General features: G+C 34.4%; 8 protein-coding genes. 4 read left to right on the top strand and 4 right to left on the bottom strand.

Annotation, left to right across the window (positions count from 1 at the left end):
- The first annotated feature begins 182 nt into the window (after nt 1–182).
- Genes EV145_RS14955 through EV145_RS14970 form a run of 4 tightly spaced genes read left to right on the top strand, consistent with a single transcriptional unit; the run spans nt 183 to nt 8,887 of the window.
- Nucleotides 183–2,981 carry a glycosyl hydrolase gene (locus EV145_RS14955; RefSeq protein ID WP_133526006.1) on the top strand — a complete coding sequence of 933 codons (2,799 nt, stop codon included), beginning with the start codon at nt 183–185 and terminating at the stop codon, nt 2,979–2,981.
- A 23-nt stretch (nt 2,982–3,004) separates the two neighbouring features.
- Nucleotides 3,005–4,129, top strand: a complete 1,125-nt coding sequence (locus tag EV145_RS14960; protein WP_133526007.1) for a glycoside hydrolase family 88 protein — start codon at nt 3,005–3,007, stop codon at nt 4,127–4,129.
- Nucleotides 4,129–7,095: a glycoside hydrolase family 2 protein gene (locus EV145_RS14965; protein WP_133526008.1), complete on the top strand. Its 2,967-nt coding sequence runs from the start codon at nt 4,129–4,131 to the stop codon at nt 7,093–7,095. Before EV145_RS14960 ends, EV145_RS14965 begins: the two co-directional genes overlap by 1 nt.
- Nucleotides 7,079–8,887, top strand: a complete 1,809-nt coding sequence (locus EV145_RS14970; protein ID WP_133526009.1) for an alpha/beta hydrolase fold domain-containing protein — start codon at nt 7,079–7,081, stop codon at nt 8,885–8,887. Before EV145_RS14965 ends, EV145_RS14970 begins: the two co-directional genes overlap by 17 nt.
- A gap of 304 nt (nt 8,888–9,191) precedes the next feature.
- On the opposite strand, the gene EV145_RS14975 is transcribed toward EV145_RS14970, so the two are convergent.
- The 4 genes from EV145_RS14975 to EV145_RS14990 form a co-directional block, all read right to left on the bottom strand.
- On the bottom strand, nt 9,192–9,935 hold the full coding sequence (locus tag EV145_RS14975) for a rhamnogalacturonan acetylesterase (protein WP_133526010.1): 744 nt from the start codon (nt 9,933–9,935) through the stop codon (nt 9,192–9,194).
- A 133-nt stretch (nt 9,936–10,068) separates the two neighbouring features.
- Complete coding sequence (locus tag EV145_RS14980) at nt 10,069–11,478, bottom strand: glycoside hydrolase family 28 protein (RefSeq protein ID WP_243739268.1); 1,410 nt, start codon at nt 11,476–11,478, stop codon at nt 10,069–10,071.
- Nucleotides 11,450–13,450: a pectate lyase gene (gene pelA, locus EV145_RS14985; RefSeq protein ID WP_133526011.1), complete on the bottom strand. Its 2,001-nt coding sequence runs from the start codon at nt 13,448–13,450 to the stop codon at nt 11,450–11,452. Before pelA ends, EV145_RS14980 begins: the two co-directional genes overlap by 29 nt.
- A 7-nt stretch (nt 13,451–13,457) precedes the next feature.
- Entirely contained in the window at nt 13,458–15,056 is a 1,599-nt protein-coding gene (locus EV145_RS14990; protein ID WP_133526012.1) for a glycoside hydrolase 43 family protein, read from the bottom strand.
- Nucleotides 15,057–15,105 lie beyond the last annotated feature (49 nt).

Here is a 15,105-nt window from a genome sequence, read left to right on the forward strand (position 1 = left end):
TTATTACTCTTTTGATTTTTAATAAAATGATATAAAACAGGACGCCACAGGATAGCAAATTAAGTTTCTACTAATACTTTTACCTTATTACAACCAGTAAAAAAGTTACTATTATATGATTCTATAGTTATTTGAAGTAAGTAATTTAGTAACCCATTTATAAAACTATTGAACCTTAAGTAATGAAAATAACCAAAACAAACTGCCTTTTTATTTTGTCCCTATGCTGGATTTTAAGTTCATCAGCCCAGGAAAAAAATTCGCCTTGGCCAAAATCTACGAATATAAATCAGCCATGGGCGCGCTGGTGGTGGATGGGAAGCGCAGTCGATAAGCCAAACTTAAAAAGAAGCCTTACAGATTTTCATAATGCAGGAATTGGCGGTGTAGAAATTACTCCTATATATGGTGTTAAAGGAGAAGAAAATAATTTCATTGATTATCTTTCTCCTAAATGGATGGAAATGCTGGACTACACCATTCATGTTGCCGACAGCCTTCATATGCAGGTTGACATGGTTTTAGGAACAGGATGGCCATACGGAGGATCACACGTTACAGTACAAAATGCTGCCACAAAACTGATTATTGAAAAATATGAGCTGAAAAAAGACGAAACATTTGACCGAAATATTACTGTTGAAAATAAGAAAGAAAAAAATCCAGCGGATCTGTTATATGTAGTTGCTTATGGAAAAGACGGTTCGTACATCAATTTAACAGATCAGTTAAAAAAGAATCAGACGAAAATTAAAGACAAAGGTATTGACGGAAAATCTATTTCAATTCCAGGTCAGACAGAACCAAATAAATTAAAATGGAAAGCAAAAAAAACAGATTATACTTTGTATGCTGTTTTTAGCGGAAAAACAGGACAGCAAGTAAAAAGAGCGGCGCCTGGCGGAAGCGGTTTTACTTTAGACCATTATTCTGAGGAGGCATTAAATGCTTATGTGGTTCCGTTTAATAATGCTTTTAAAGGGCGAGAAGGAAAAATAAGAGCCATTTTTAATGATAGTTATGAAGTTTACGGAACCGATTTTACGCCTAAATTTTTCGAAGAATTTCAAAAACTTCGTGGTTATGATTTAAAAAAAGAATTGCCTTTATTATTAAATGAAACCGACAGTGAAATTGGCAACCGCATTAGAAGTGATTACAGACAAACTATCGGCGATTTATTACTGAATAAATTTGACAAGCCGTGGACGCAATGGGCAAATTCAAAAAACTTTAAAACAAAACTTCAGGCGCATGGATCACCGGGAAATCTGATTGATTTATACGCTGCTGCAGATATTCCAGAATGTGAGACTTTTGGTTCTATGCCATTTGACATTCCAGGATTTAGAAGAGAAAAAGAAGACATTCGTGCAGGCGATGCTGATCCGGTTATGCTTAAATTTTCATCATCGGCTGCGCATATTTCTGGGAAAAATCTAGTTTCTTCTGAGACTTTTACTTGGCTTAGAGAACACTTTAAAGCTGCTTTATCGCAATGTAAACCAGAAGCTGAAGATTTAATGCTGAGTGGCATCAATCATATTTTTCTGCATGGTTCTACCTATTCGCCAGAAAGAGCTGCTTGGCCGGGATGGCAATTTTACGCATCAGTAAATTTCAACGCCAATAACAGTATTTGGGAAGATGCTCCTTCTCTATTCTCTTATATTTCAAATTGTCAGTCAATGTTACAGCAAGGTAAATCAGATAATGAAATCCTGCTTTATTGGCCAATTTTTGATACTTGGGACAAATACCAAAAAGGAACTTTGTTTTTTGAATTCAAAATACATTCACTTCAAGAATGGCTTCATCCAACTTCTTTCTATAATTCGACTAAAAACTTAATGAATAAAGGCTATGGCGTAGATTTTATCTCTGATAATTTCATTGCTGAAGCTAAAGTTGTTGACGGACAAATTAAGCTTTCGGGGACAACTTTTAAAGCTTTAGTAATTCCGCCAGTAAAGAAAATGCCACTTGCTACCTTACAAAAGCTGATTGAATTGAAAAAAGCGGGAGCAAATATCATTTTTGAAAGCCTTCCAGAATCTGTTCCTGGTTTTAATGATTATAAAAAACAAGAACAGGAACTTCAGAATCTTTTAACTGCAAACAGCGAAATTGTAAAACCAGCTTCTGACATATTCTCGACTTTAGAAAGCGCGCAGATATATCCGGAAACACTTGTAAATACAGGTTTAAAATTTACAAGAAGAACTGTTGACGGCGAAAAAATCTACTATTTAGTGAATCACACATCTAAAACTATTGATGATTTTATTCCGATCCAAGCTGGAAATAAAGAAGTTGTGATTTTAAATCCACTAACCAGAGAATTTGGAAATGCAATTGTAAAAAAATCGGCCAACACAACATTGGTTAAAATTAAAATAGCGCCTGGAGAATCTTATTTTTTAAAGACCGAAAATACAGCTTCGCAGAAAAAATGGAATTATTATGAAGCAATTGCAGATGCAATTCCGTTAAAAGGAAACTGGAAAATTAATTTCGACAAAGGCGGACCTCAATTACCTCTAAGCGCGACTATTTCAAATTTAGAATCTTGGACAAAATTAAGTCCAGAAGCCGAAGCGTTTTCGGGATCAGCAACTTATACATTAGAGTTTAACAATCCGAATGCTAAGACGGAAAATTGGGCTTTAAACTTGGGAGATGTCCGCGAAAGCGGAAAAGTCTGGTTAAACGGGGAATTTATTGGCACTGCATGGTCGGTTCCTTATCAATTAAATATCGGAAAATTAAAATCAGGGAAAAATATCTTGAAAATTCAGGTTACCAATCTTTCTGCAAACCGAATTCGAGACAAAGAATTAAAAGGCGAAGAATGGAAAATTTTCTATGAAATTAATATGGTTGACAAAGATTATAAAAAATTTGATGCCACAAAATGGGCTCCAATGCCTTCTGGACTTTTAGGTCCCGTAACAATTACACCATTAAAACAGCAAAACTAACTATTAACTAAGGAATACAAAAAATGAAAAAATTAGCTTTATTCTTCTCAATATGCTTTTTGTATACGTGTACAATAAGCGCGCAACAGCCATTTGATAAAAAATTAGTTCTAAAACAAATGATTTTAGCCAATGATTATTTTATGCAAAAATGGCCAGAAACAGGAAAAACAATTATTACCAATAAAGAACGCCCGAGCAACATTTGGACACGAGGTGTGTATTATGAAGGATTGATGGCGCTTCACGAAATTTTCCCAAAAGAAGCTTATTATGATTATGCTTATTCATGGTCCGAATTTCACAAATGGGGCTTCAATGGAGGAAACACAACTCGTAATGCAGATAATTACTGTGCTGCACAAACCTACATTGATTTGTACAATTTGGAGCCAGAGGCTAAAAAATTAAAAAACACAAAAGCAAACATCAATATGCTTTTAAATACGCCTCAATTAGACGATTGGTCTTGGATTGACGCTATTCAAATGGGAATGCCTGTTTTTGCAAAAATGGGAGTTCTTGAAAAAGACAACCGCTATTTTGAAAAAATGTATCAAATGTACATGTACTCAAGAAACAAACACGGCGATAACGGATTATTTAACCCAAAAGACGGTTTATGGTGGCGTGATGCCGATTTTGATCCTCCATATAAAGAGCCAAATGGTGAAGATTGTTATTGGAGCCGTGGAAATGGCTGGGTAATTGGTGCCTTAGCAAAAGTGCTTACCATTATTCCTGAAAACGCTCCGCACAGAGAGCAATATGTGAAAGATTTAAAAGCTATGGCGGCCGCTTTATTGCCAATTCAGAGACCTGACGGATTCTGGAATGTAAGTTTACATGATCCAACAAATTTTGGCGAAAAAGAAACCTCTGGAACTGCTTTATTCGTTTACGGAATGGCATACGGAATCAACAGTGGTATTTTGAAAAAAGAAACCTATTTGCCAGCAGTTCAAAAAGCATGGAACGCAATGACTACAGAAAGTTTGCATAGTAACGGATTTTTAGGATTTTTACAATCAACTGGAAAAGAACCTAAAGATGGTCAGCCTTTATCTTATGATAAAATTCCTGATTTTGAAGATTATGGCTTAGGATGTTTTTTACTGGCTGGCTCTGAAATCTATAAAATGAAATAATGAAAAAAATACTCTTATTTCTTGTTTTAATTCTTTTTAAAACTACGATATTTTCTCAGGAATTTAAGAGAGAAAAATACAACTTCAATTCCGATTGGAAACTAAAAACAGGAGACTCTAAAAATGCAGAGTCTCTTGATTTTAATGATAATTCGTGGAAAAAAATTACGCTTCCGCACGCCTACAATCAGGAAGAAGCTTTTGAGAAAGATATTGAACATCTTACAACGGGAATTGTCTGGTATCGAAAAAAGTTTAAACTTCCCAAAGGAATCAAAGACCAAAAAATTTTCCTAGAATTTGAAGGAATTCGCCAAGCCGGGATCATCTACATCAACGGTCAGAAAGTTGGAATGCATGAAAATGGCGTAATGGCTTTTGGTTTTGATATTTCAAATTTAATTAAGCCTTTTCCACAAGAAAATATTGTTGCGCTACGAATTGATAATGACTGGAAATACAAAGAACAAGCAACTGGCGCATCTTATCAATGGAATAACATTAATTTTAATGCAAATTATGGCGGCATTCCAAAAAATGTCTTTCTACATATTACCAGCAAATTATATCAGACACTTCCACTCTATTCTAATCTAAAAACTACAGGAATTTATATTTATCCTTCAAAAATTGATATTCAGTCCGAAAGTGCCGTTATTAATGCTGAAACAGAAATCCGCAACGAATTTGAATCGGCAAAAACAATCGAATATAATGTAGTTGTTGAAGATTTAGAAGGTAAAAAAGTAGCTTCATTTTCAGGTGAAAAAACAACAATTTATCCAAATGAAACGAAGACTTTAAAAGCTAATTCTCTACTTAATAATTTACATTTTTGGAGTTGGGGATATGGTTATTTATACACCGTAAAAACCATTTTAAAAATTGACGGAAAAATCGTTGATGAAGTTTCAACTAAAACCGGTTTTAGAAAAACAGCTTTCGCCGAAGGTCAGTTTTGGCTCAATGATAGAGTTTTACAAGTAAAAGGTTATGCACAAAGAACCAGCAATGAATGGCCTGCAATTGGGATGTCAGTTCCTGCATGGCTAAGTGACTTTAGCAATAAATTAATTGTTGAAGGAAATGGAAATTTAGTTCGATGGATGCATGTTACGCCTTGGAAACAAGATATCGAATCTTGTGATCGAGTTGGATTATTGCAAGCAATGCCAGCCGGCGACGCCGAAAAAGATGCTCAGGGAGATACTTGGAAACAACGCGTAAATTTAATGCGCGATGCCATTATTTATAATCGAAATAATCCGAGTATTATTTTTTATGAAAGCGGCAACGAATCGATCAGCGAAGCACATATGCACGAAATGAAAAGCCTAAGAGATACTTATGATCCTTTTGGCGGACGCGCTATTGGTTCCCGTGAAATGCTGGACAGCCAAGAAGCAGAATATGGTGGAGAAATGCTTTACATTAATAAAAGTGCAAGAAAACCATTATGGGCTACTGAATATTCAAGAGACGAGGGCATGCGCAAATATTGGGACGAGTTTTCACCGCCATTTCATAAAGAAGGCGACGGACCTTTATATCGCGGAAATCCAGCAACAGATTACAATCATAATCAAGACCGACACGCTATTGAAAATATTGTACGCTGGTACGATTATTACAAAGAAAGACCCGGAACTGGAAAACGAGTTAATTCTGGCGGTGTAAACATTATTTTTTCTGATTCCAATACGCATCATCGAGGCGAATCGAATTATAGAACGAGCGGTGAAGTTGATGCTATGCGTATTCCAAAAGATGGCTATTGGGCGCATCAAGTTATTTGGGATGGCTGGGTCGATATCGAGAAACAACGCACGCACATTATGGGGCATTGGAATTACACTGATACCATTGTTAAAAATATCTACGTAGTTTCTACAGCACCGAAAGTGGAGCTTTTTGTAAACGGAATTTCTCAAGGTTTTGGAAAAAGAAGCAGTGATTTTTTATTCACTTTTGAAAATATAAAATGGAAATCGGGAACAATAAAAGCCATTGGCTATGATGAAAATGGAAGCATTTCAAGTCAAGACGAAAAAATAACTACAAGCGCACCATCTCAAATCAAATTAAAATTAATTGCTCAGCCAAAAGGAATACTTGCCGATGGCGCTGATACTGCCTTAATTGAAGTTGAAGTACTTGATAAAGACGGAAATCGCTGTCCGGTAAGTAATAATATGATTTCGTTTTCTATGAGCGGTCCAGCAACTTGGCTTGGCGGTATTGCTCAGGGTCCAAAAAATTATATTCTTTCTAAAGAAATTCCAGTTGAAAATGGTGTTAACCGAGTTTTAATCCAGTCATTGGCGAAAGCCGGAAAAGTAACGATTTCGGCACACTCAAATGGTTTAAAATCGGCGGCATTGTCCTTTGAAACTAAAATTGTAAATTCTGTAAATGGTCTTTCAGAAGAATTGCCGGGGAAAGATCTGCCTTCAAATTTAGAACGCGGACCAACTCCAAAAACACCATCTTATACACAAAAAAGAATTCCTATAAACATCTTAAATGCCGTTTCACCATCAAACAGCAATGATACCTACAAAAGTTATGACGACAACGAATTAACCGAGTGGAGAAATGATGGAAACATTGCTACTGGAGCTATAACTTACACGCTTGCAAAACCATCAATAATTAATGAAGCTGTCATAAAATTTACAGGCTGGAGAACAAAAATTTACCCAATCCGAATTTTAGCGGACGGAAAAGAAGTTTTTAAAGGAAATACAACTCAAAGTTTAGGCTATATCACTATACCGATGGAACCCGTTTTAGCCGAAAAAATCACAATTGAATTAATTGGTGCCAATACTGAAAAAGATGGATTTTCAAAAATTGTTGAAGTAGATCCAACAAAAGAATTAGATTTATATAAAGATAAAACATCGGTTGATGCGGCCGGTCAATTGCGCATTGTTGAAATAGAATTTTATGAAAAAATCAAATAATTTAAACCCTCTGAAAGCTTCATTGCTTTTTATTTTTTTGTCACTCGCAATTCCGGCGCTTTCGCAGAAAAAAGAAATTCCGTTATGGGATAAAATTCCAGATGAAATTGTATCAAAAGAATATTTTGAAGAAGTTGATCGCAAAAACGAACTTTCAGAAGGAGTCCGAAAAGTAACATTGCCAACCCTTACTGTTTATTTGGCTGATCCAGAAAAATCAAATGGAACATCCGTTATCATTTGTCCCGGTGGCGGTTACGGAATGCTGGCAATCAATAAAGAAGGTTACAAAGTAGCCGAATGGTTTAATAGTTTAGGAATAAATGCTTTTGTTTTAAAGTATAGATTACCGAGCGATTTAATCATGAAAAATAAAACCGTTGCGCCACTTCAAGATGCGCAAGAAGCCGTAAGACTTGTCAGAAGAAATGCTTCAAAGTGGAAACTGAATCCAAATAAAATTGGCATCATGGGCTTTTCTGCTGGAGGTCATTTGGCTTCTACTCTATCTACACATTTTAATGATAAAGTTTATACGCCTTCTGACACAACCAGCGCCAAACCAAATTTTTCGATTTTAATTTATCCTGTAATTTCAATGCAGGAAGGTGTTACCCATCAAGGTTCTAAAGATAATTTATTAGGAAAAAATGCCGGCTCTGAATTAACCGAAAAATATTCAAACGAAAAACAAGTAACAGCTTCAACACCAAAGACCTTTTTAGTGCATGCAACAGACGATAAAGCTGTTCCTGTAGAAAACAGTATTAATTACTATTTAGCGCTAAAAAAAGAAAAAGTTCTAGCAGAAATGCATTTGTATGAAAACGGTGGCCACGGTTTTGGCTTAGGCGTTAAAGGAACAAATGCATCGTGGCCAAAAGCTTGCGAAAAATGGCTTATCGCAAACAATTACACCTTAAAACCTGATGGATATGTGTTTACCTATTTTAAAGGAAATGGCGAAGATGGACTGCATTTGGCTTATAGCGAAGATGGCTATAAATGGACAGCTTTAAAGAATGACACTTCATTTTTAACACCAGAAGTAGGAAAAGACAAATTAATGCGAGATCCATGTGTCATTAAAGGCGGAGATGGATTGTATCATATGGTCTGGACGGTAAGCTGGACCGATAAAGGAATTGGATATGCTTCTTCAAAAGATTTAATTCATTGGTCAAAACAAGAATTTATTCCGGTAATGGCTCATGAAAAAAAAGCCAGAAATACTTGGGCACCAGAAATTACATATGACGAAAAAGCAAAAATTTATATGATTTATTGGGCTTCTACAATTGAAGACAAATTTCTGGAAACAAAATCTGAAGAAGAAAAAGGATATAATCATAGAATCTATTATACCACAACTAAAGATTTTAAAAAGTTTGCAAAAACAAAATTATTATATGAACCTGGATTTAATGTAATTGATGCTTCTATAGTCAGACAAGGAAATCAATTTGTTATGTATTTAAAAGATGAAACACGCAATCCAGTTAAGAAAAACATTAAAGTTGCTACTAGTGAAAAATTAACTGGGCCTTATAGCCAAGCAAGCAAAGCAATTACTGGTGATTATTGGGCTGAGGGGCCTACAGCAATACAAGTAGATAATAATTGGATTGTTTATTTTGACAAATACACACAAAAAAAATATGGTGCAGTAAAAGAAACTTCTAAAGGCTGGGAAGATATTTCAGAACAAGTTAGTTTTCCTGCTGGAACCCGCCATGGAACTGTAATAAAGGTTTCTGCAGAAGAAATTAATTCCTTAAAGAAAGAGCAGTAAAAAAATACCGGATATTGATTCCTCAATATCCGGCATTTAAACGAATTAACAGAAAAAACTTTTAAATATTTTAAAAAACAATACCTCATAAAAATCATGAGACTGCATTTAAAGAAATAATGCATTTTAATTATTTTCTTAAATCTCTACAATTCAAACATCTATAATTTGAAAATGCAAAAGTATTCTGAAATACCATTTTACTTTACCACCAAAAGTTTTTAAAGTTATAGATTAGGAGATTTGAAGAATTATGAACCGGGAGAACATAAAACTCAAAAATATTTAACCCGCTAACGAAACCTTATTTAATTTGTTTTTTTAATTTTTCAATTGAAGATTCTTCTAGAAGTTTGATTTGATCAATTACAATCTGTGCTACTGCAGTTGCTCCTTTTAAAGAAAGATGCGTGTCATCTGCTTTATCTTTATCATAATATCCGTTCTCACCAGCTTTAAAATGCAAATGCAATTGTTTTGATTTTTCTGGTCCATAAGATTGTTCCAGCAATTCTGTATAATATTCTAAATCAATAAAAGGCACTTTATATTCTTGTGCAACCAATCTGGTTTCTAAAGGATAATCACCATGAGTAGGGACTAGAACTCCTTTTTCGTTAAAATTGCGTCTTGCAATTGAAGTCAGTAATATTGGAGTTGCGCCCTTTGCTCGTGTTTCTTTCACAAAACGAATTAAATTATATCGATACGCAGTATGAGGATTTGTATAACGTGTAGAATCCTCAATTTTTTCGTCATTATGACCAAATTCTATAAAAACATAATCGCCTTTTTTGAGCTTTTTACAAATAGAATCCCAACGTTTTTCATTTATAAAACTCTTTGTACTTCGGCCATTTACCGCTTTATTTACAACAATAATATTATCAGTAAAAAAAGGCTGTAATACTTGAGCCCAACCATGTTCCGGATTACGATCTGGATCTTTTTTATTAGCCATTGTAGAATCTCCAATACAATAAACTGTTGTTTTTTGTGCAAAACAAAAAGTGGTGATAAATAAAGCTAAGAATATGTGTTTTTTCATTTGGTTTCTTATTTTTTTTATGGATTGTCGTAAGTTTTTGGTTTTAAGATATTCATTTTACAGATTCTCTTTTTGTAGACGCATTGCAGTGCTCCTCTATCAATAAATCTTAGGAAATTTGGAATTCAAAAAACTAATTTTTAGAAACAGCCGAAGGTACTGTCGCTCTCTTTCCTATAAAAACATCTGTCATTAAAACATTTTCGGCATTCTCATTTGAAATTGCATTTTTTGCTTCCTTAATTTCGATAGTATTCAAACTGATATTTCGAATTTTTTTATCAGGAAATCCCTGAATTACAATTCCAGATTCTGTTGCCTTATTACAGGTTATATTCGAAAAATGAATATTCGAAATATCCGATTGAAAACCTTTTCCTTCTCCATGATAGTTAGCGGTAATGTAAAGACAATCTTCAACTTCATCTAACTGAATATTTCGAACAAAAATGTTTTTAATAAAACCACCTCTATCAGCATTGGTTTTCAAATAAATACCTCGTTTTAAATAACCAATAGTTTTACAATTTTCGACAAAGACATTTTGAACTCCAGCCGACATTTCACTGCCTATAACAACACCATGAAGTCCTTTAAAATTACAGTTTCTGATTACGATATTTTCACTTGGTGTTGCTGTATTGGCTCTTCCTTCATGATCTCTTCCTGCTTTAATAGCAACATTATCATCGCCATTATTAAAAGTCACATTTTCAATTAAAACATCTTTTGCATATTCTGGATCAATTCCGTCGTTATTATGGTTTAAAGATTTATAGCTAATACCACGAACTGTAATACTTTGTGACTTAAGCAAATGAAGACACCAAAAAGGGGAATTTTCAATGCGAATATTTTCGACTAAAATATTCTTGCAGTTAAAAAACTGAATCATCTGCGGACGCAAGAAATAACCGTCTCCAAATTTTCTGTCTTTTAAAGAAACACTTTTATGATTCATTTCACGGCTTAAATCTTTTCCTTTTCCTTCTTTTTCTTTAAAAGTTTTCCACGTTTTTCCTCCTTCTCCATCAATAGTTCCTTCACCTGTTATGGCAATATTTGAACAATTATAAGCATAAATTAGCGGACTATAATTGTACAGCATCGTCCCTTCCCAGCTTGTTAAAACCATTGGAAGATAATCATTTGGATTATCGCTAAATTTTATTTTCGCTCCCTTTTCTATTTTAAGATTTACATTGCTTGCAAAATGAATTGGGCCATTTAATTTATAAGTTCCTTTTGGTACTATAATCGTTCCGCCATTATTTTTTTTGCAGAGTGCCATTGCTTTATCAAACGCAGGTTTACTATCTGAAATTGAATCTCCTTTTGCTCCTAGTTTTACAACATTTATTTGATAGGCAGGAATGACCGGCAACTGAATCCTTTTAACAATCGAATCCACTTTTGAAGATGGAAATTCGCTGTTTTGAGCAAAAGAAAACGTAGAAATCAATAAAAATAGTAAGTGTTTTAAGTTCATTGCAATTACATTTGAAAATTGGAATTTATTTTGAATACCAATTTGATAAGTCATCTTTCAAAATATTTTCCAATGTATATTTTTCAGCTTCAGTTTTACTTAACTGCTGCGACCATGATACTCTTTTTTTAGGCTGAAAACCTTCACCAGTACAATTATATTCGGCATAAAAAGCTTTTTTTTCTGCTTCAGGTTTTGACCAATTTTCCCATCCTTCTGGTCTGATTTGTTTTCCTAATTCACAATTTAAGAAAACCGTTTTAGCAAAAATACGCCAAGGTCTTCCTAGGTAAACGGCATCTGCAGAGGGTTCAGCCGTTAATTTACAATTCTTAAAAACAAACCCGAAAGGAGTTCCTTCTGGTGTTGACGCTGCGGTTATATAAGAATTTTTTATGCTGTGAATTTCACAGTTTTCAAACAAGGCCGTTGCACTTCCAAAAATAAAATCAGTTGTACCTTCTATATAGCAATTTACAAAATACTGTTTAGCCTCTTTTCCTGAGAGATATAAAGTATCCTGATTTCCTAAAATCAGGCAATTTGAAACTTTAGCACGATTGGCAACAATTGATAATGCAATACCTTGCCCATTATCTCCCGAAGCATTTTTTATCGTTAAATTTGATGCTGAAAAATCGTCTCCTTCGACCAAAACTGTATACGTATAAAAAGTACTGTTTCTTCCTAAATTAATTTTTGAGAAATTATCATCAAACGTTATAATCGTTTTTTCTTTGCTTTCTCCCTGTAAAGCTACATTGGTATTCCATTCAGGAATTCTAACTTTTTCATTGTAAATTCCATTTTTGATTGAAATAGTTACTTTTTCATAGGGAAATGCCGGACACGCATAAACGGCATCTTGAATTTTTGTAAAATCACCCGAACCATCCTGTGCCACCGTAATTAACGTAACATTCTTTTTATCCGAAGCAGCAACCTTTGTTCCGTTTTTAACTGCCCAAGCAGGGTATTTTTTCAACACTTCTTTTGGCGCATCAGAATACCAAGAATATCCATTTCGTCTTTCAGAACCAATTTGATCCAACGATTTTTTCTTGATCCCGTCACGGTCACAAAAAAATGGCTCATTAGTTTCAAGATCCATAAAACGCGCCCAAATTGGCCCAGCATTTGTTGCTGGAACCATTTTTTTATCTATAATTTTCCCGTCGTCGTTTAGAATTCTTTTTTCTTCTAAATTGGTGATTTTCGTTTTTTCAAACCACTCTTCCGCACTTTTTACTGCCGTTATAATTTCTCGTGAAGGTTTTTCAATTGACATTAAAAGCAATACAATTTTTGTCGATTCGTAGCCACTTAATGAAGCCAGCTCAAAGGCACGAGCATTTGCCGGAGCCAAAGTAACTTCGTCATGTTGGGCGCACCATGCTGTTAAAACACCATTTTGTTTGTATTGTGTTTTTAAAATACAATCTATTCCTTTATCAAATGCTTTTTTGGTTTGTTGAACAATCTCTTTTGATGGTTTGATGCTATAGAAATCAGTTTCTTCACTAATTTGCTTCATCACATTTAAAATATTTACCATCGAATCATCATTGTAGGTAATATGCGTGTAATACCCCTTTTTTAGCGGATAAAACTGAGGCCAGCCACCATTATTATATTGTGCTTCTAATAAATAATTTAGCCCTTTTAAAAACGATTCTTTATATCTTTCATCTTTTACCTGCGCATACATTCTAGACATAAAAAGCATTTCCTGACAGGTTGCGCCATTGTCTGTTGTCGTTTCGATGGCCGTTTTTTTAAGCGCCGTTAAATCTTTTTTTTGTTTTGCAGTTAATTCATCCTGCATGGCAATATTTTTTGGCCATCCACCAATATCTCTTTGATAAAGCAAAACATTTTCTGCTACTTTTTTGGCTTCTTCTGTTGCAAACCACGAAGCATCATGTTTACGAATTACATCCGGCCAGCTTTTATAATTACTTTGCGCATTCAATCCAAAACTTAATGCGAATAAAAGAAGCCCTATTGTTTTTCTAAATTGAATCATTTTCATCTTATTTAGTAATTCTAAACCAATCTACTGCAACGTTCCCAGAATCATTTGTAATTTTTTCGCTCAAGGCAAAAAGACCAACTTTGGCTCCAATCCATTTTCCTTCTTTTGATGTAAAGTCATTTCCTATAGCTTGGTATTTTTTATCATCTAAACTGTAGTAAAAACTGCAAATTCCTCCTTTTTTAATTTTAACTCTCAAATAAATTGTATTGTTAGAAATCAAAATTGGAGCTGTTTCAGTCTCCTCTATTTTTTTATCAAAAGTTCCAGTTTTCTGATTTATGTACAATTTACCATTATCATTTTTAAGATTCAAATAACTGTAATCTAAACCCATAATAATCAAACCAGTGGTTTCGCCATTTAATCGGGTGTTGAAAGTTATTTTTGCAGTTGCTGTAAATTCTTCAGCAGGGAATTTCTGCAAAAGCAAATTTGGCGCTTCAAAAATTTTCTTGCTGTCTTTAATTGTTGGAAGACAATACAAATTAAAATATCCTAAACTCGTAGGAAATCCCCAATTATTTTGAGCATTAGCCTGCCATTGCCACTGTAATCCTAATTTTGGCAAATTAAACTCATCCGATTCTGCTGGAGTTTCAATTGGATATTTCTTGCCAACATTTGGCTTTTTATACGTTGTTACAGGTTCACCAATTCCATTTTTGTCAAAATCCTGCCCCATTACTGGCCAATCATTTTCCCATTTCATTGGTTGTAGATGAACTATTCTTCCGTATGCTCCTTTATCCTGAAAATGTATAAACCAGTCCTCACCTGTTTGTGTCTGCACCCAAGCACCTTGATGCGGACCGTTAACAGCTGTTTTTCCTTGTTCTAAAACTTTTTTCTTTTCATACGGACCAAAAACGTTTTTTGATCTTAAAACCGTCTGCCAGCCTGTAGAAACTCCTCCAGCAGGAGCAAAAATGTAATAATAACCATTTCTTTTATAAAACTTTGGTCCTTCAATTGTTCCCTCGCCATCATGGCCATCAATAACCATTACTTCATCATTGTTTGTGGCTGTTCCTTCCGCATTCATGCTGCAAACGACGAGCAAACTTTTAATTTTTGCACGACTTCCTGCAAAAGCATGAACTAAATACACTTTGCCATCATCATCCCATAACGGACTCGGGTCAATAAGTCCTGTTCCGGCTTTAACTAAAACAGGTTCAGACCAAGGTCCTTCTGCTTTTTTGGCTTTTATCATATAGATTCCAAAATCTGGATCTGGATAATAAATATAAAATTCATTATTATGAAAATTTATGCTCGGTGCCCAAACTCCGTTTCCATGCTGTACTTTATCAAACGTTTCTGTTGGCGTTTGTTTGCTAAGAGCATGTCCAATGATTTTCCAGTTTACCAAATCTTTAGAATGTAAAATTGGTAATCCTGGAATACAATTGAACGAAGATGCCGTCATATAAAAATCATCTCCTGCCCTTACAACATCTGGATCTGAGTAATCAGCATGTATGATCGGATTTGTATAAGTTCCGTCTCCATTATCAGGCACCCAAACCTGCGAAAAATTTTGTTGTGCAGACATGGTTGATAATAAAAGAAAGAGGAATTTTATATTTTTCATTTGTAAAATAATTAACTTTTCAAATTAAACCCGACAGGTTTTAAAAACC

This window comes from Flavobacterium sp. 245 (assembly GCF_004362055.1).
Taxonomy (GTDB): Bacteria; Bacteroidota; Bacteroidia; order Flavobacteriales; family Flavobacteriaceae; genus Flavobacterium.